Origin of the sequence: Salinivibrio sp. ML323, assembly GCF_001995745.1 — a bacterium.
In the GTDB taxonomy this organism is placed as follows: Bacteria; Pseudomonadota; Gammaproteobacteria; order Enterobacterales; family Vibrionaceae; genus Salinivibrio; species Salinivibrio kushneri.
On record NZ_MUES01000040.1, the window covers coordinates 1 to 16,988 of the forward strand.

The following is a 16,988-nucleotide window of genomic DNA, read 5'->3' on the forward strand; positions in this document are numbered from 1 at the left end:
TTTTTATTTTTATCAGTTATATCAATAAGATATTAGTCTTACTGATGGTATGGAATGGTCGTACCAAAAGAAGGGTTAAAGACGGAATTTGACTTCATAATGCAAAAATTGCTAGTTTGGTACTACCAAATGCGGAGAGGTAACCATGACGACATCCACCAGTAGCCTTTTTCATCCGGTGCAAATGGGCCGAGCGAGTGAAGATGTGGCATTGCAAATCGAATCGGCGATTCTGTCCGAGGCGCTAAAACCTGGCGACAAACTGCCCAGTGAGCGAGAGCTTCAGCAACAGTTTGGARCAGGGCGTGGCGTGGTGCGTGAGGCCATTCAATCACTCAAGCAAAAAGGCTTAATTGAAATCCGTAAGGGGCAAAAAGGTGGGGCGGTCGTCCGTCAGGTTGATGTGCATAACATCAGTGAATCATTGGCGCTGTTTCTAAAACAAAGCCATGTACAAGCGGATAAGGTCGCAGAGTTTCGTGAAACGGTCGATCAAAGCCTGGTGTTACTTGCCATTAGTCGTGGTACCGAGTCGCAGAAAAAACAGCTTGGTGAATATGTCACAGAGCTTGCGGCTCTTGCCGCTGAAGAGAATCCGGATTTGGATCGCTTGGGCGAGCTGGATCGCGCACTCAACCTGTTGATTGCTGCAATGTCAGGCAACCCGATTTTTGAATGGGTGATGCATGCTATCCAGCAAGGGTTTAGTTCGCACGATTACGCCCTTTATCAGGCGGCGGATTATCGTCGCCAAACCGTGGAAAACTGGCAACAGACCGTTAACCACATTATCGCTGCCGAGCCGTTTAAGGCGCAAGCAACGATTAGCCACCACTATCGGTTGCTACAACAATGCATTGATGCACAAGCATCAAGCTAATTATAAAAATTTCAAAAAGGAAACCTCTACACAATCATACCCATTACCTGTGTTGCGACTGTTCCGGGCTGATGCCCTGCACACGGGAAGGACAAAATTTGGAGGTTTTATGGGACAGCAACAAAATTACGACTATATCATTGTCGGCGCGGGCTCGGCAGGCTGTGTTCTGGCGAACCGTTTAAGTGCTAACCCAGATAACAAGGTATTGCTACTCGAGGCAGGACGACCAGATTATCGGCTGGACTTTCGGATCCACATGCCTGCCGCATTAACTTATTTGCTCACAGACAGCACCTATAACTGGTTGTATGAATCCGAGCCTGAGCCGAATATGCATAACCGCCGTATCGCGCAACCGCGTGGTAAAGTGCTTGGGGGCAGCAGTAGCATCAACGGCATGATTTATATCCGCGGCAACGCGTTGGACTATGAAAAATGGGCCAACGAGCACGGGTTAAAAAAATGGGATTATGCCCATTGCCTGCCGTATTTCCGCAAGTGTGAAACGCGATTAAAAGGCCAAGATGACTATCATGGCAACAATGGGCCGCTGGCAATTGAAACTGCACAATGTGATAACCCTCTATTTAGTGCGTTCTTTGACGCGACGCAACAAGCGGATTATCCATTGACCGATGACGTGAATGGTTATCAGCAAGAAGGCTTTGGTATTTTCGACCAAAATATCTACCAAGGTCGTCGTCATAGTGCGGCGCGGGCGTACTTACACCCAGTGATGAACCGTAAGAACCTGACGGTGATCACCGGCGCGACCACTGATAAGGTTTTGTTTGAGGGCAAAACGGCGATTGGTGTGGAATACCGCAAGTGGGGACGGAAGAAAACCGCCTATGGCGCAGAAGTCATCAGCTGTGGTGGCGCGATTAACTCGCCCAAACTACTGCAACTTTCTGGTGTAGGTGACGAAACCATGTTGAAAAATTTAGGGATCAAGCCTGTTCATCACCTGCCTGGGGTGGGGGAAAACTTGCAAGATCACCTGGAGCTTTACGTGCAGTATGAATGTAAAGAGCCGGTTAGCATGTATCCCGCGCTTAAGTTCCACAATCAACCGAAAATTGGTTTTGATTGGCTGTTCCGTCGTAAAGGGGCCGCCGCCACCAATCATTTTGAAGCGGGTGGTTTTGTACGTGGTAATGATGAGGTGGCGTATCCGAACCTGCAGTTCCACTTTTTGCCACTGGCGATCCGTTATGATGGCTCGGCACCGAACAAAGGACATGGTTTCCAATTGCATGTGGGGCCTATGAATACCGATGTGCGTGGCCACGTGAAAATTCGTAGCACCAACCCAGATGAGAAGCCAGAAATCTTCTTTAACTATCTCTCTACGCCACAAGAGCGTAAAGAGTGGGTTGAAGCGATCCGTGTCTCTCGCGATATCATTGCCCAGCCGGCCTTTGATCATCTGCGGGGTAAAGAGCTTTCGCCGGGCAGCGAGGCACAGACGGATCAGGAAATCCTCGATTTTGTGGCTCGAGAAGGGGAAAGTGCTTACCACCCAAGCTGTACCTGTAAAATGGGCTTGGCGAGTGACGAGATGGCCGTGGTGGATGAATCGCTGAACGTCCATGGCGTGAATAACTTGCGTGTGGTGGATGCCTCCGTGTTCCCTGCAATCACCAATGGCAACTTGTACGCACCGACCATTATGGTGGCAGAGAAAGCGGCTGATATGATCATGGGGCATACCCTTTCGCCGGCGAAAGATGCGGAATACTACCGCTACCTTCCAGACCATGCGCCGGTACCGGAAGAGGACGTGGCGCTGGCCTAATTCCCCGTGTACGCGTTAACGACAAGAGCCAGTCTCGTGCTGGCTCTTTATTATTTTTGTTTATCTAGCTGGTGTTTAGCCGCACTATAGCTGGCAACGCAATAAGGCACTAGATAGTTGAGTAGTGCGTGACCTATACGTAAGTCTGCCTCGCCCCAAATAGCCTCCCCCTGATTAATCACATTGAGTACAGTGCCGACTACCAATGCGATTTTGAGTGCATTGAGCGCTACGCTGGGTTGAATTAACGYCCTAAAGAGTTGTTTCATTTAACGTCCACCCTCAGCACGTTCAAGCAGTGCCTGCGTGGGGAGGGTGGAAATTGTCTGTTGGATAACGCGTTTAATCAGGCCCGTATCAGGTCTTCGTCGTTGTTGTGAGGCGGGAATCTGGACACCAGTGGGTTCTAAGTCGTATGTGTTGTCTGTGATGACCAGTTTTGCTTGCTGTAAGCAAAGTGGGCAATGAAGAAGTTGCCCTGGCGCATCATCACGATAACGAGTGATCGTCGGGCCGCATGTCGGGCAGTGATGCAGGGGGATCCCTTCATCGGTATGCGCAATGATGGCGTCAAATTCGCCCGCTTTGGCGAGGTTGACAAACCGTTGCCCGATTGATGTATCAAACTGGCTGCCAAGATTCTCTTCGACAATGTCAATCGCTTTTTGTTTGTGCATGGCTTGTCGATAAGGACGGTGGCTGGTCATGGCATCAAAGGCATCACAAATCGCGATAAGCTTGGCCTCTGCAGGAATGGCATCACCGGATAATTTGTTGGGGTATCCTCGGCCATCGACCCGTTCGTGGTGTAACCCGACGGCGTTGCGCACAATGGGCCCTAATGGATGGCCTTCCAAGATATACATCCCCTCATTGGGGTGACTCTGGATGATGGCAAATTCGTCATCGGTCAGCTTATCTGTTTTCTTTAAGATGGAATCAGGGACACTGACTTTGCCTAAGTCGTGCAAAAAGCCACCTAGGGTCGCGATGGCCTGCTCTTCTTTCGACCACCGTTCTGCTTTTGCGACCGCTGATGCAAACTGAGATACCCGCCAAAGGTGGCCGCCTGTGTAGGGGTCTTTTGCCTCAACGGTCCACGCCAGTGTTAATAGGCTTTGAAACAAGCGCTGTGTTTGAACACTATCCACATCGGAACGAAACCACTTTGTTAACCATTGCATCGTTATATCCTTTGTTGTGCGCCTTTATGAGTAGACAGGGACTACCCGGTAGAACTTTCAGTTTGCGGCGCGGATGTTTCTGTCAAAAACTTAGGCAGGCTGAGCACCACGGTAACCCCTTGATTGATATTAGAATCGAAATGAAGTTTTCCCTGCAGTTTTTGGTGTACCAGATTGAACACGAGATTAAGGCCGAGCCCTGAACCGCCTTTACCGCGTGAACTGGTATAGAAGGGCTCAAAAATACGTTGGTGAAGTTCGGGCGCAACCCCGACGCCATTATCGGTATAGCGGATTTCTACGGTCTCGCCTTTATCGGCGATATGAATCTTTATGTCCGGCTCGGGAATACCTTCAAAGGCATGGCGGACACTGTTCATCACTAAGTTGGAGATAACTTGGGTCAGCACCCCAGGCAGGCTACTCATGGCAAGATGAGGGTCACCTTCGATAATCGGTGCCACCGGCACTTTTTTCGTTTCGGGGCGCAAACTCCCCATTAATGCTTCAAGCGTTTGCACCGGACGGAACTGACTTCGACTTTCAGACACTTGGTCGACCGCTGTTTGCTTGAAATCACGCACTAATCGTGCCGCACGATTGAGGTTGGTTTCCAGCATATTCGTGCCATCCGTGACCTGCTTCATCACGGCCGAATACTGCTCACTGGTCAAGGTTTTTTGCTCGAATGCGCTGTTTAGTGTGGAAACCGCGTCTTTGATCACTGAATTAGCCGTCACCGCGATACCCAGGGGGGTGTTCACTTCGTGCGCGACGCCGGCGACTAAGCTCCCCAGCGCGGCGAGTTTTTCGGACTCCACCAGTTGAGTTTGCGCAGCTTTAAGGTTCTCCATACTCTGCGCGAGATCCTGGGTTCGCGCGTCAACGGTCGCTTCTAAACTCTGATTCAGTTGTTCGAGTTCCAACTGGGTCGTTTTAAGCTCAGTGATATCAATCGCGGTGCCGCGAAAACCCGTGAAGCCTTGACCAGTGAAATGTGCTATCCCTTGAAACACAAAATAGTAGGTGTGTTTTCCCAAGGTGATTTTTTCTTCGCACATGGTGAAATCATCGCATGTGTCCAAACAGTGTATCAGTGATGTGCAGTGGCTCAGTACGGGAACTGACTTTACCTTAGGGTGGTTTTCGACCGAAATCGCGAGCGCGACTTGCATCGCTTCAGAGCAAAATGTCAGTCGCTGCGTGGCATCGGTTTCCCACAACCAATCTGAAGCGGCGTTAGTGAAATCCGACAATCGCGCCTGTTCTAACGCGATATTCTTATAGAGGTTGGTCATGCGTAAAGTGATTTTATTGGTTTCCTCCGCCAGCCAGTCGAGTTCATCGCTTTTTTCCATAATCAACTTTCGATGTGTCAACTGCAATGGCTCGTGGATGGGCTCCACAGGGTCAAAATGAGACAAGTGTTTGGCAATCGCAAACACGCGTTGGCTGACGCTTTGATGGAAGACCCATAAAATCAGCGAGCAAACAATCAGGGTTTTGACCCCGTTGAGTAGGAGGGTGACAACAAACTGTTGCAGTAAGAGATCATAGATTTTTTGCGCGTCAGATTTTACGCGTAGGGTGCCGAGATGAATCCGGCGATCAGTGTCGGGATGGAAATAACTGAGTTCCGCTTGACTGTCCACGCTGGTGGTGGTGAGTGGCTTCCCCGCATCGAGCACGACACCGTCAAATTCAATCGAGAGGTAATCGATATAAGGCAGATTAACCAGCCCATCCAGCCGGTTTTGTGCGCTAACAAGGTCGAACACCCACAAAGACGATGCGATTAAGTCGGCATGGACATTTTGAATTTCCGCATGGCGGCGGTCAACATGGTCGAAAGCTTCCTCATAATCCCATGATAGCTGCAGTAGCGTGGTCAATATGGTAAAAAAACTGCTGAGTAAGACCATCAGCAGAATGATTCGGCGGCCAACAATACTGAAAAGCGGGTGCTTGAGCCCCTGTTCAAACCTTTCTAGTTTTTCCATTCGATATCCATTACCTTAATCTTTACTCTCACTGGCGTACCGTGTTGCTTCGCTGGATAAACTTAATGGGATCAAAAACATAAACTTGACGCCTTGCCCGGGCGATGATTCAAATTGCAGTTCGCCGCCTAGCTTTTGCTTGACGAGATTAAAGACCAAATTGAGGCCGAGCCCTGAGCCACCACGTCCCCGTTTACTGGTATAAAAGGGTTCAAAAATTCGGTGGTGAAGGGATGGCTCGATACCGCAGCCATTGTCTTGATAGCAAAGGTAGAGGTGGTCTTCTTGCCTTTCAAATTCGATCGTGATTGTCGGGTTATCCGTCTCGTCAAAGGCATGGTTGATGCTATTCATGACGAGGTTAGAGATCACTTGGGTAACGACGCCGGGTAAGCTATACATGAGTATGCCACGCTCTCCGCTGACCTCGGGAGCCACCGGAATTTTACGGGTTTCTGGATGTAAGCTCGCAACCAGTGCGTCTAGTGTTTGTTTGACATCAAATTCGGTGAGCGTTTCTGACACTTGATCGACGGCGGTTTGTTTAAAGTCACGAATAAGATGGGTCGCACGCTTGAGGTTATGTTCCAGCATGACTACGCTGTCGTTCACTTGTTTGATCAAAGAAGCAAACTGTGTGCTGGTTAACGTTTGTTCCTCAAAGGCCTGGTTGAGCGTGTGGGTGATATCTTTAATCACTGACGAGGCGGTGACCGCAATGCCTAAAGGTGTGTTGACTTCATGCGCCACCCCTGCCACTAAGCTCCCGAGTGCCGCAAGCTTTTCCGACTCGACCAGTTGTTCTTGCGCCGCTTTTAAGTGTTCCATACTCTCTTGAAGTTCACGGGTTCGCTCATCAACGGTTTCTTCCAAGTTATGGTTCAATGTTTCCAGTTCAAACTGGGCCGTTTTGAGCGCGGTGATATCGATGCCCGTGCCTCTAAACCCGCGAAAGCCATCAATACCGTGATGGGCAAGCGCTTGAAAGACAAAATAACGGCTTTCACCCTCAACGGGTACGATCTCCTCACACATCGAAAAGTCCTGTTGTCGGTGAAGATTGGCCATAAACTGATGACAACCGACAGTAGGAAGTAACTTGTCAAGGTGCGGATATTGGTTAGGATTAAGGTCAAATGCTAAGCGCATCGGCTCAGAGCAAAAGGTCAACTTGAGGTCGGCGTCGGTTTCCCACAGCCAATCTGAAGAAACATGGGTAAAGTCAGCTAAGCGCTCGCGCTCGAGCATAATATTGCGGTAGAGCGTTGACATATTTTGGGTGATTTTATTGGTTTCGGCCGCCAGCCAGTCGAGTTCGTCTTCTTTTTCCATGATATAGCGCTTACGGGGGAGGGTGAGCGTCTCTTCTTTAGGGTCAAGTGGATTGTACTGACGTAAAAACTGCGCCACTTTAAACACGCGTTGGCTGACGGTATGGTGGAATACCAATAAAATGAGGTAACACACCATGAGTGTTTTTATCGCGTTCAATAGCAGTGTGATACAAAAGCGTTGTACCAAGTCATTATAGATAGCATTGGTGTTGGACTCGACGTAGATAGTACCAATCCGCTGGGTGTTTCCTGTATCTGGGTCGTCGTATTGCAATGGATACTCGTTAACCATTTTGCTCACCTCTAACGGTGAGCCCGCTTCAAACAAATAGTTTTCCGAGCGCACCGCTAGGTAGTCGACATGGGGGAGATTGATCAGCCCGTCAATGCGCTCTTGAACACTGGTTAAGTCATAAATCCAAAGCGAGCTGGCGAGTAATTCGGCATGAACGTGCTCAATTTCATAGTGTCGGCTATCTACTCGGTCAAAAGCCTCATCGTAATCCCAATAAGTTTGCAGCAAGGTGGTAAAAATGGTGAAAAAGCCACTGAGCAAAATCATGATCAGCAAAATGCGTCTTCCCACCAAACTGAAGAACGGATTACGAATGCTGTCATCAAACTTTTGGTTTCGGCTCATACGTGTTAAGCGCGTAAGTCGTTGCGGATACGGTAAGTGTAGAAGAAAAAACGGCTCTCACCGTGAAGAGTAGTGTCCAGGGCGCGTGATTTATAGCATGGATGAGGTGTCACCATGGTTGTACACCGTGATGGCGTAGGCAGACGAATAACTGACGTCGCGCCGCGAAACGCCTCTGAAATAAAAAGTGATCATAAAAGGCCCGTTAAGGGTCATGGCTAATCTGGGTATTCAGCACGAATAGCGATAAAGTCGTCCCAATGCTCAAGGAGTAAATCGACCAGTTTGGGCTCAAAATGCTTGCCGCGCTGGGCGATCAGCTCTTGGCGAATATCATCATCCGTCCATGCTTCCTTGTACGATCGCTTTGAGCCAAGGGCATCGAATACATCGGCCAGTGCTGAAATTCGGCCACTAATTGGAATGGATTCGCCTTCGAGGTGATTGGGGTAACCCGTTCCGTCCCATTTCTCGTGGTGGGTGGCAGCAATCTCTTTGGCTTCGACGATCAAGCGCCGTTTGGAGTGGCTGAGAATTTCGACGCCGTATTCGACATGCTTTTTCATCGTTTCCCATTCATCCGCATCGAGTTTTCCCGGCTTGTGTAAAATCGCGTCTGGGATAGCGACTTTACCGACATCATGAAGTGGGGAGCCGTGTTTGAGCAGCATGGTTTTGTGCTCGTCCAGACCATAGAGTTGGCCTAACTTTTCACAGAACAAAGACACCCGTTGCACATGGGCACCGGTTTCTTTACTGCGCGCTTCGACTGCATTGGCTAGGTTGTAGACCAATTCTTTCGAGGTCTCACGCAAATCGACCATAAGGCTTAAGTTTTCGAATGTTAGGCCTATATTCTGCATATAGATCTTAAGCAGCTGTTGGTCCAGCTCAGAGAGCGTTGTGGCATGATTGACGTACAATAAAAACTCGACATCTTCATCGTCGCGATGAAAAAGGACAAAGCCATTCTCAAACTGAATGCTTTGTTGTTCATCGAGTGCTTGCTGGCATCGCTCTGAGACGATTTTAGGTAACTTCTCAAACGCACACTCACTGTAACAGTCCACGTATTCTCCCGTCGCCGCCAACGTCAGCGCACGTGACTCTTCAGCACCGGGTCGCGGTTGTACCACGCAATAAAACGCGGAGTCATGAATGTGAAGGAGAGAGGTTAATTGCTCCAACACCGCGGTGGCATAGTGTTGCAAATTGGTGGTGTTCTGTACGTTTGCAGAGGCCTCAATCACCCGTTTGAGCCCCTGTTTTTGCTCCTCAATCATGCACAAGTCACGATAAGAGCGGAGCATCGAATAAAGCAGGGTTTTGAGCTTCTGGGTTGTCAGTTCCGTTTTTTCTTTGTAATCATCAATGTCGTATTCGCGGATCACCCGATCTTCTGGTGCTTGGCCGGCTTGTCCGGTGCGCAATACCAAGCGGATCACGTGGTCATTTTTCTCGTCGCGTATGTAGCGAACTAAGTCTAAGCCCGCATGTTCGGTTTCCATGACTACATCAACCAATGCGAGCGCAATATCAGCTTCTTTTTCGAGAATCTCTCTAGCTTCCTGCCCAGACAGAGCCGATAGAATTTCTAGAGGACGTCCTTGAAACGTGAACCCCGTTAGCGCAAGCCGTGTGACTTCATGCATCAGATCATCGTCATCAATCAGCAGTATACGCCATGGCGCTGCACCAGATGCTGAATTGGTCTCATGAGGCTTGGGAGATGCGCCGTCACGTTGATCTGCAAACAAGTCCATTCACTTCGCCCCTATTCGCGTTTATCTCAGTTAGTTAAAGCGTAGTTTAGGACTTTCAAAGTTGCGAGGAGGGAGTGATTGATAGTTAAGTGACTTTCCTTGGGTTTGTTACCGTTCTCTGATCTGGCGCAGTATCTGAGCTAACTGGGCTGCTAGCCTTGGCATTGACAAGCCGTTGCCTAGAGGCTTAACGCCAGAGGCGTTGCATAACCTTGGTTATTTTATCGCCTGTTGACAACAGCTTGAGTAATTCTCTTACACAATTGTTGTGATATACCTATCAGTTGTATGGCGCTTATTTTGCGGGTGGCAACTAAGGCTGTTTTACTAAAATCATTATTAAAACACTATGACAGACAAACAAGGCAGTTATGTTTAAAAAACTCTCCCTCAAACACAAGCTCGCGCTGTCGGCGAGTGTGGCCATCATTATCGGTGGTTTGCTCGTTGAAGCGTTATCGTTTCGTGCATCACTTGCCCGGTTGGACACCGAAGTGGCACAGCGGCTGGAAAGTACCACGGCATCATACAATCAATATGTGTCTGACTGGGTTGCTTCAAAAGAGCGTGCGATGATCTCACTGACCAGCGAGGCCGATGAGAACAATATGGTCACCCACCTTAAGCAAGTGCGCGATGCGGGTGGCTTTGACAACGTCTTCCTCGCCTACCCAGATGGCAGCCAGGATAACGCGAATGGCGTTGTACTACCGCCGGGTAATGACGATCCGCGTAAGTGGGGTTGGTATATCAACGCCAAAGCGGACCCGTCGAGTGTGTTTATGGATAACCCGACGGTTGCAGCGGCAACCGGCGCCAATGTGGTGTCGTTAGGTAAAGCGCTCCAGTTCAACGGCGACACCTTGGTACTCGGGGCGGATGTTGAAATTGGTGACATTATCGAAGGTCTCGAGAAGGTGATCTTGCCGGGTAATGGCTATATGTTTATCGCCAACAGCGAAGGCAATATTTTTACCCACGCGAACACCGACTTACTCAAGGAGCCAATTAACCAGCTAGGCTTGTCTTTTAGTACGGTGAAGTCCGCCATGAATTCCGGTGAAAGTGTGATGGCCGACGTGGGTGGGGAAGAAAGTGTGGTATATGCCAAACCCATCAAAGAGACCGGGTTAATCACTGTCACCGTGATTAACTATGACTCCTTAGTCGCGCCACTGTTTGATGCAGTCTGGGGGCAAATTGCGGTGACAATTGCAGTGGTGATTGCCTGTACGCTGCTGTTCAATCTGCTGGTGAATATTCTATTTAGACCGTTGACCAATGTCTCTAATGCCCTCGAGCAAATTGCCCATGGTAGCGGTGATCTGACTCAACGCATTGACGTTGAAAGTGAAGATGAAGTGGGGCAACTGGCGAAAAATTTCAACACCTTTGTGGGGAGTATGCATCAGTTGATTAGCCATATTCGCGAGCAAGCCGACCAACTCACGTCGCAGTCGGACAGCAGTACGGAACGGGCACGCCGCAACGTGGATGACATTAATCAGCAGCAGCAAGAAGTGACCATGGTGGCCACCGCCGTCACCGAGTTGGCCTCTGCGACACAAGAGATCGCCTCGCATGCTGAACACACCGCGAATACGGCGCAAGAATCGACCGCGAGCACGGATAATGGGCGTGCGGTGGTTGAAAATACCAAAACATCGATCACTCGGTTGTCGGATGAGTTGAAACAAGCCAGCACTATTGTTGCCGAACTAGATAAACACTCGCAGGAGATTTCGACGGTACTGTCGACCATTCAAGGGATTGCGGAGCAAACCAACTTGCTTGCACTCAACGCGGCCATTGAGGCAGCGCGTGCGGGTGAGCAAGGGCGAGGCTTTGCCGTCGTCGCTGACGAGGTGCGTATTTTGTCGCAGCGTACCCATGCCTCGACCGAAGAAATTAAATCCACGATTGAGACGTTGCAAACCACGACGGCAAGCGCGGTATCGACCATGGAAAGCAGCTCAGTGTTGGCGGGCGATTCTGTGTCTGATGTGGATAAAGCCACGGCAGCTCTGAGTGAGATTGATGCAGCGGTCAATCAGATCAGTGATATGGCGACGCAGATCGCGACCGCGGCAGAAGAGCAAACCCATGTGACAAGTGAAATCACACAAAACATCACCTCCATCAAAGATGTGTCTGAGCACTTGGTAAGCAGTGCTAACGATACCTCGCAAGAGGCGGATAATCTGCGTAGTCAGGCAACACAGCTGAGCGACAAGGTATCGACGTACAAGCTTTGATGCACCGTCGACCAAGACGCTAAATGAATCAGCCGCTACCCACGCATCATGCAAGGTAGCGGTTTTTTTGAAAAAAAATGTGAGAGGAATGGAACTTTTGCTGTGGTGCTCAGTCTTAAAGGATACTGAAGCAACAGAAAAAGGTTTTATGTTAACCCTACTGCGACACTTTCGTACCTCGTTTATCCTCTTCCTCATCGGCACGGGTTGCCTGCTCGCCTTCAACCTTTCCACGCCGCACATTGCTGCCAACGGCAGTCCAAACGAACCGTTCGCATTCATCCCGCTAGCCTGGTTGTTTTTAGGATTGAGTGCGGTCATGTTTGTTGTCAACATGGTGATAACCATGCTAGGCATTAAACGGCAACACCTTGATTGTTAATGCCACAAACCATTTAACGCCTGATTGTTAATACCAAGGTCCAGAGGAGGCAAGATGATACAGCGCAATGGCCCAGAACTGGATATTGATATTGGTAATAAGCACTTGGTGATCCAGCGTCGCTATGAAGCGTTGGGGGCATTTAACGATTTGCTAATTGCGATTTGGTTTTTGATCGGGAGCTTCTTTTTTCTCAATGATGCGTTAATAGAAAGCGGAACATGGTTGTTTATTGTGGGTAGCGCGCAATTGTTACTGAAGCCGAGTATCAAATTGATGGGCCTAGTCCATGTCTCGCGCGTGCAACAACGGGCGCAGAACACAGCATAACCAACGGTTACTCAATCAATTATAAATTCATTAGCCTCTGAGCCAAGAGGCGAATAAACCCAAGAGGCAGGGTGATGACCCTGCCTCTTGCTATGGTGGCATCGCATTGGTTGGTTTGTTATCGCTATTTACCCCAGAACCCAGAGCTGAAGGGCGACAAAAAAGCTAATCGATAGTCCGACCACTAATAAGGTCGATAGACGGGTACAGGCTAAACCGATCGCGACTAAAGCACCCAGTAAATAAGGATTGGTGGTCGAAATAGCCAGCTTATCCTCGGGAAAGAAGACAATCGGTACCCATAGCGCGGTTAGAACCGCCGGTGCAGAGTAGGTAAGGAGTCGTTGCAACCGCGGACCAATGCGCACAGGGATGCTACGCGCCAGCAGCAGATAACGCACTGAGAAGGTGATCAGCGCCATGGCGACGATGATTAACCAGTAACTCATGTTGCTGCCCTCCGTGTCGGTAACGATTCAGCCATTAGACCTGTGACCATACCTACGCCAGTTGCAATGATTAATGCGTTAGGGATGTGGTAATAGGTGAACAGCAGCATACTGATACCGCTTGCCAAGGCACAAAGTAGCACGGGACGGTTTTTTATACTGGGTACGGTCAGGGCGATAAAGGTGGCCGCAATGGCAAAGTCGAGCCCGATGGCTTCCAAAGCTTTCAGCTGAGAGCCCGCCAGAATCCCCGCCAAGGTGGCAAGGTTCCAACCGATATAAAACGCGGCGCCCGTATAGAGGGCGTAGTGTTTAGAAAATCTACCATGTTTGCTGGTGTGTGCGGTTGAAAGCGCATACATTTCATCGGTCAGTAAAAAGCCGAGGCCGAGACGCCATTTAAGCGGCAAGGGAGTGATGTACTGACGAAAGTGGGCACCATAGAGAAGGTGCCGTGCGCTAATCACCAGTGTGGAACCGAGCACCGCTGGCAAGCCTGCCGCATTGCCCACCATCATGGTGCCAGACAACTGTACCGCCCCTGCAAAAACCAGTAATGACATGGCTTGTGTTTGCAGCGCACTGAATCCCATTTGCAGCCCTAATGAACCGCAGAGTATCCCCCAAGGCAGGACGGCGAGGCACAGCGGACTAACATCGCCCAATGCGCGCCATAGTGATGCCTCAGGCGCATGCACCTCTTGTGCAGCCTTATGCATAGATCACCTTTTTGTTGTATTTGCTTGGTTATAAATTGTTTTTATCGGTAAGGTGCTAAAAGATCAGATAACGTACTGATTAACAAACTTACAAGATGTTTGTATCACATCGCTACGCAGTCGCAAAGAACGGGATAGTTAAGTGGGCTTCCCGCCATGATACTCAGCGGTCTATTGACGCTGTTGGCTTAACCCACCCAGTGATAATGGTGGTTCGGCTTTTTGGCGACCAATCCCTGTTGTTGTAAGTGGGTAAATAGGGTATCGACGGCCTCTTGGCTGAGTGCATACTCCGCCATCACGGCTTTCTTGCTACAACGTAACGTTTTGGCGGCTAACGCGGCTTTGATATCGGCATAAGGCGAATCTACATCCTCGTTAGGAACCTCTGAAGGCGTTGTGGATTCCGTGTCTATCTCATTAACACGAGAAGACTCCTTGGTGTTCACAGGCGTAGGGGGTGTGGCATGTGGGTGACGATACCAATGGCGGAAACGCTGCTCTTCACCAATCACGCCGACAAAGAAAGCGGCGAATACATCGAGCAACACAGAGAGAAAAATCACCAGCCAAGATTGGGCCTGATCGGCACTGACGCCCAAGGTGTTCGCAAGATTGCTAATCAACCCCAAGATGGATCCCTGTGCCACCGCGGGTAAGCTATCGCGCTCTAACGCGAGCTGCTGTTGCTCTTTGCGTAATTGGTTGTTTTCTTTTTGTAATCGCGCCACACCCGTCGCAATTCTATCCAATTCGATATAACGCTCGGCGGCTTGATTGTTCAACGTGATTTGTTGCTCGATGGCGTTGATTTGCCGGTTATAAGCGTCAATCTGCGCTTGGGCTTGGCGCTGCTCACTTTGCGCGGCATTGGTGGCACTATTGATGCCGCCAATACTGCCGCCAATCGAGATTAAGGCCAAAATGAGATAAAAAGCCAGGGCTGATAAGGCACCCACATAGTTGCCGTGCGCCCGGCGCTCACCAAACTCGTACCATGCATAAAACTTACCCGCTTCAAAAATCACTGCCAGTGCCCCGAACAACCACTGCATCAGCGGGTTATCGTCAAGGGATAAAAAAAGCAGTAGGGAAAAAATGGTAGAAGCCACAATGGCGGCGCCGGTAAAGCTGTACACACTTAACATAGCGAATCGCCCTTTGGGGAAGCGTAACGCCATCTTGGTTGGCGCTGACATGACTGGATTCATATTGTTGTTATTGTCTGTGATATTGAGAGGGCGCAAAGCCTAGCGCATCTCAGCCGATTTGTGTGTTAGGCAGGTGTGAAAATTCCAATGAATGCCTGCTTCCTCACCAACCTGCGCTAAAAAGCATCGTCAACTCAGTCAGGATTTGCCTATTAGTCACTATCAGAGAGTATCGAGCCGCATGATTTCCTCTCTATAGAGGAAAATGTCATAGTAAGCCTCTGGTTAAGGCAAATACTGATAGCTAAGGAATTCAGGTATGGATCTTAATAACTTTCATGCTCAGTTATCCGCGCTAGAAGCCGAGCTGTTGGCTGAACTAGAGGTAGGAGAACAAAATGGGGCGGATAGTACGGTTACACTAGACCAACAAAGTGTCGGCCGCTTGTCGCGAATGGATGCGATGCAGGGCCAACAAATGGCGCTTGAACAAAAGAGGCGTCGAAAAGAACGCTTATTACAGGTTAGAGCAGCCATTAAGCGCATTGAAGATGAGGATTATGGGTTTTGTCTGGATTGTGACGAACCGATCAACCCGAAGCGCCTTGAAATTGATCCTTGCGCACAACGTTGTGTGGCCTGTGAGGAGAAACAGGCATGAGTATTAGCGCCTTCGAGAAGAACGACTCGTTGAGCCACCACCAGGTTATATCAGTTATTAATGGGAATATATGTTCGCGCGATCTTATGCGATTTTGATAAAAAACCAATGGCCGTTAATTGCTTTTGGCTTTCTGTCGATCTTTTTTGGCAACATTGGCCAATCGTTTTTCATCAGCTGGTATGGCAGCAGTCTTAAAGAGGCGCTGCTATTAAGTGATGCCACCTACGGCGGGATCTACGCCATTGCCACTATGACCAGTAGTGTGTTGGTGATTAGCTTTGGTGGTGTGGTGGATCGTATACGGGTCGATAAACTCCTGATCTTTTTCGCCATGTTACTGATGATCGCGTGTGCGCTGATGTATTCCGTTGACAGTGTGATAGGGCTGTTGGTGGGGTTCTTTCTATTGCGGTTTTGCGGACAAGGCTTTTTGCCTCACATCGCGCAGGCCACTGTGATTAAGCGTGCCCAGCAAGACAAAGGCAAAGCCATTAGCTTAGTCGGCAGTGGGGTCGCCATTGGCGAGGTAGTTTTACCCTCAATCGTCATTGGCTTGATCGCGTTTTTAGGCTGGCGAGAAAGCTGGTTATTCATTGGAGCCACCCTGTTAGTGGTGTTTTTACCACTGGTGCTATTTCTGGTCCGAAAAGCCGATCTTAAACGGACGCGCATCGAAGCAGACCATCAAAACCAAGCCAGTGATGCCAGCCGACGACAAGTGATTCGCGACTGGCGCTTTTGGATGATCATACCCATTGCCTTGGTGACGCCGTTTTTGGTGACCGGCGTATTTATCCAACAGGACTTTATTCTGGCAGCCAAACAGTGGACGCCAGGTGTATTAGCGGGCAGTTTCGTCTTTTACGGGGCCGTACATTGGTTGAGTTCTGTTATCTCCGGCAGCCTGATTGATAAATACCGGTCGCGAAATGTGCTTATCTTAATCCCCATTCCACTTGTTCTCGGCCTAATGGTGATTGCCAATGTTAATCACACCCTTGCCGCACCGCTTTTCATGTGCCTTTTCGGTTTAGCGATTGGCGCAACCAATCCGGTGATTAATACCTTATGGGCAGAAATGTACGGGGTCTCGCATATTGGTGCCATTCGTTCTCTGGTGACGGGCATGATGATCCTGTCCACCGCCTTGGCACCTTGGGTGTTCGGCATGGTTATCGATATCGGTTGGACGCTTAACCAACTGATTTATGCCCTGATTGGGTTGATTCTCTCCTTTACCGTGTTGCTGGTGCCTGTGTATCCACGCCTATAAACGGCAGCGCTGAACGTGGTGTGCGAAAGCGACCTTTGCCTGATGGCCGAAGTAGGCGAAAAAGAGGGCTGAAGAAAAGAATGAAATAAATCTGTGTCAAAAATATCACAATCATAGATTAACTATATGATTTATAAAAAATAAGTCTTTGTTGGGCTAAAAA

General features: G+C 49.4%; 15 protein-coding genes. 7 read left to right on the forward strand and 8 right to left on the reverse strand.

From position 1 onward, the window contains the following. Positions 1–145 precede the first annotated feature (145 nt). Both BZG13_RS14340 and betA read left to right on the forward strand, forming a co-directional pair. The gene (locus BZG13_RS14340; RefSeq protein WP_077487097.1) at positions 146–880 is read left to right on the forward strand and encodes a FadR/GntR family transcriptional regulator; all 735 of its coding nucleotides are present in this window, start codon (positions 146–148) and stop codon (positions 878–880) included. A gap of 109 nt (positions 881–989) precedes the next feature. Continuing rightward, positions 990–2,681 (forward strand): choline dehydrogenase, encoded by a 1,692-nt coding sequence (betA, locus tag BZG13_RS14345; protein ID WP_077487098.1) that lies wholly within the window; start codon positions 990–992, stop codon positions 2,679–2,681. A gap of 50 nt (positions 2,682–2,731) precedes the next feature. Here the strand turns inward: betA and nrtS are convergent, their stop codons facing one another. From nrtS to BZG13_RS14370, 5 genes are all read right to left on the reverse strand, one after another. Further along, positions 2,732–2,950: a nitrate/nitrite transporter NrtS gene (gene nrtS / locus BZG13_RS14350; protein WP_077487099.1), complete on the reverse strand. Its 219-nt coding sequence runs from the start codon at positions 2,948–2,950 to the stop codon at positions 2,732–2,734. After that, positions 2,951–3,865 (reverse strand): HD-GYP domain-containing protein, encoded by a 915-nt coding sequence (locus BZG13_RS14355; protein ID WP_077487100.1) that lies wholly within the window; start codon positions 3,863–3,865, stop codon positions 2,951–2,953. 41 nt (positions 3,866–3,906) lie between these two features. Continuing rightward, on the reverse strand, positions 3,907–5,865 hold the full coding sequence (locus tag BZG13_RS14360) for a PAS domain-containing sensor histidine kinase (protein WP_077487101.1): 1,959 nt from the start codon (positions 5,863–5,865) through the stop codon (positions 3,907–3,909). A 15-nt stretch (positions 5,866–5,880) separates the two neighbouring features. Then, positions 5,881–7,839: a sensor histidine kinase gene (locus BZG13_RS14365; protein WP_077487102.1), complete on the reverse strand. Its 1,959-nt coding sequence runs from the start codon at positions 7,837–7,839 to the stop codon at positions 5,881–5,883. 218 nt (positions 7,840–8,057) lie between these two features. Beyond that, on the reverse strand, positions 8,058–9,602 hold the full coding sequence (locus BZG13_RS14370) for a DUF3369 domain-containing protein (RefSeq protein ID WP_077487103.1): 1,545 nt from the start codon (positions 9,600–9,602) through the stop codon (positions 8,058–8,060). Between the two features lie 371 nt (positions 9,603–9,973). Here BZG13_RS14370 and BZG13_RS14375 point away from each other — a divergent pair, with 371 nt between their 5' ends. The 3 genes from BZG13_RS14375 (at position 9,974) to BZG13_RS14385 (ending at position 12,569) form a co-directional block, all read left to right on the forward strand. Next, a complete protein-coding gene (locus BZG13_RS14375) occupies positions 9,974–11,857 on the forward strand; it encodes a methyl-accepting chemotaxis protein (RefSeq protein ID WP_077487104.1) in 1,884 nt (627 codons plus the stop codon). Positions 11,858–11,945: 88 nt separating this feature from the next. Further along, positions 11,946–12,239: a DUF3955 domain-containing protein gene (locus BZG13_RS14380; protein ID WP_077487105.1), complete on the forward strand. Its 294-nt coding sequence runs from the start codon at positions 11,946–11,948 to the stop codon at positions 12,237–12,239. Positions 12,240–12,293: 54 nt separating this feature from the next. Further along, positions 12,294–12,569 carry a YrhK family protein gene (locus BZG13_RS14385; RefSeq protein WP_069362687.1) on the forward strand — a complete coding sequence of 92 codons (276 nt, stop codon included), beginning with the start codon at positions 12,294–12,296 and terminating at the stop codon, positions 12,567–12,569. A gap of 128 nt (positions 12,570–12,697) precedes the next feature. Here the strand turns inward: BZG13_RS14385 and BZG13_RS14390 are convergent, their stop codons facing one another. The 3 genes from BZG13_RS14390 to BZG13_RS14400 form a co-directional block, all read right to left on the reverse strand. Then, positions 12,698–13,018, reverse strand: a complete 321-nt coding sequence (locus BZG13_RS14390) for an AzlD domain-containing protein (RefSeq protein WP_077459258.1) — start codon at positions 13,016–13,018, stop codon at positions 12,698–12,700. Continuing rightward, positions 13,015–13,737, reverse strand: coding sequence for an AzlC family ABC transporter permease (locus BZG13_RS14395; protein ID WP_077487106.1), 723 nt, complete (start codon positions 13,735–13,737; stop codon positions 13,015–13,017). The genes BZG13_RS14390 and BZG13_RS14395 overlap by 4 nt, the downstream gene beginning before the upstream one ends. A gap of 188 nt (positions 13,738–13,925) precedes the next feature. Further along, entirely contained in the window at positions 13,926–14,936 is a 1,011-nt protein-coding gene (locus BZG13_RS14400; protein WP_077487107.1) for a Preprotein translocase subunit SecY, read from the reverse strand. A gap of 271 nt (positions 14,937–15,207) precedes the next feature. On the opposite strand from BZG13_RS14400, the gene BZG13_RS14405 reads away from it, so the two are divergent. Together BZG13_RS14405 and BZG13_RS14410 are read left to right on the forward strand one after the other, a co-directional pair. Further along, positions 15,208–15,549: a TraR/DksA family transcriptional regulator gene (locus tag BZG13_RS14405; RefSeq protein WP_077459254.1), complete on the forward strand. Its 342-nt coding sequence runs from the start codon at positions 15,208–15,210 to the stop codon at positions 15,547–15,549. Between the two features lie 70 nt (positions 15,550–15,619). Next, the gene (locus BZG13_RS14410; protein ID WP_077487108.1) at positions 15,620–16,825 is read left to right on the forward strand and encodes an MFS transporter; all 1,206 of its coding nucleotides are present in this window, start codon (positions 15,620–15,622) and stop codon (positions 16,823–16,825) included. Positions 16,826–16,988 lie beyond the last annotated feature (163 nt).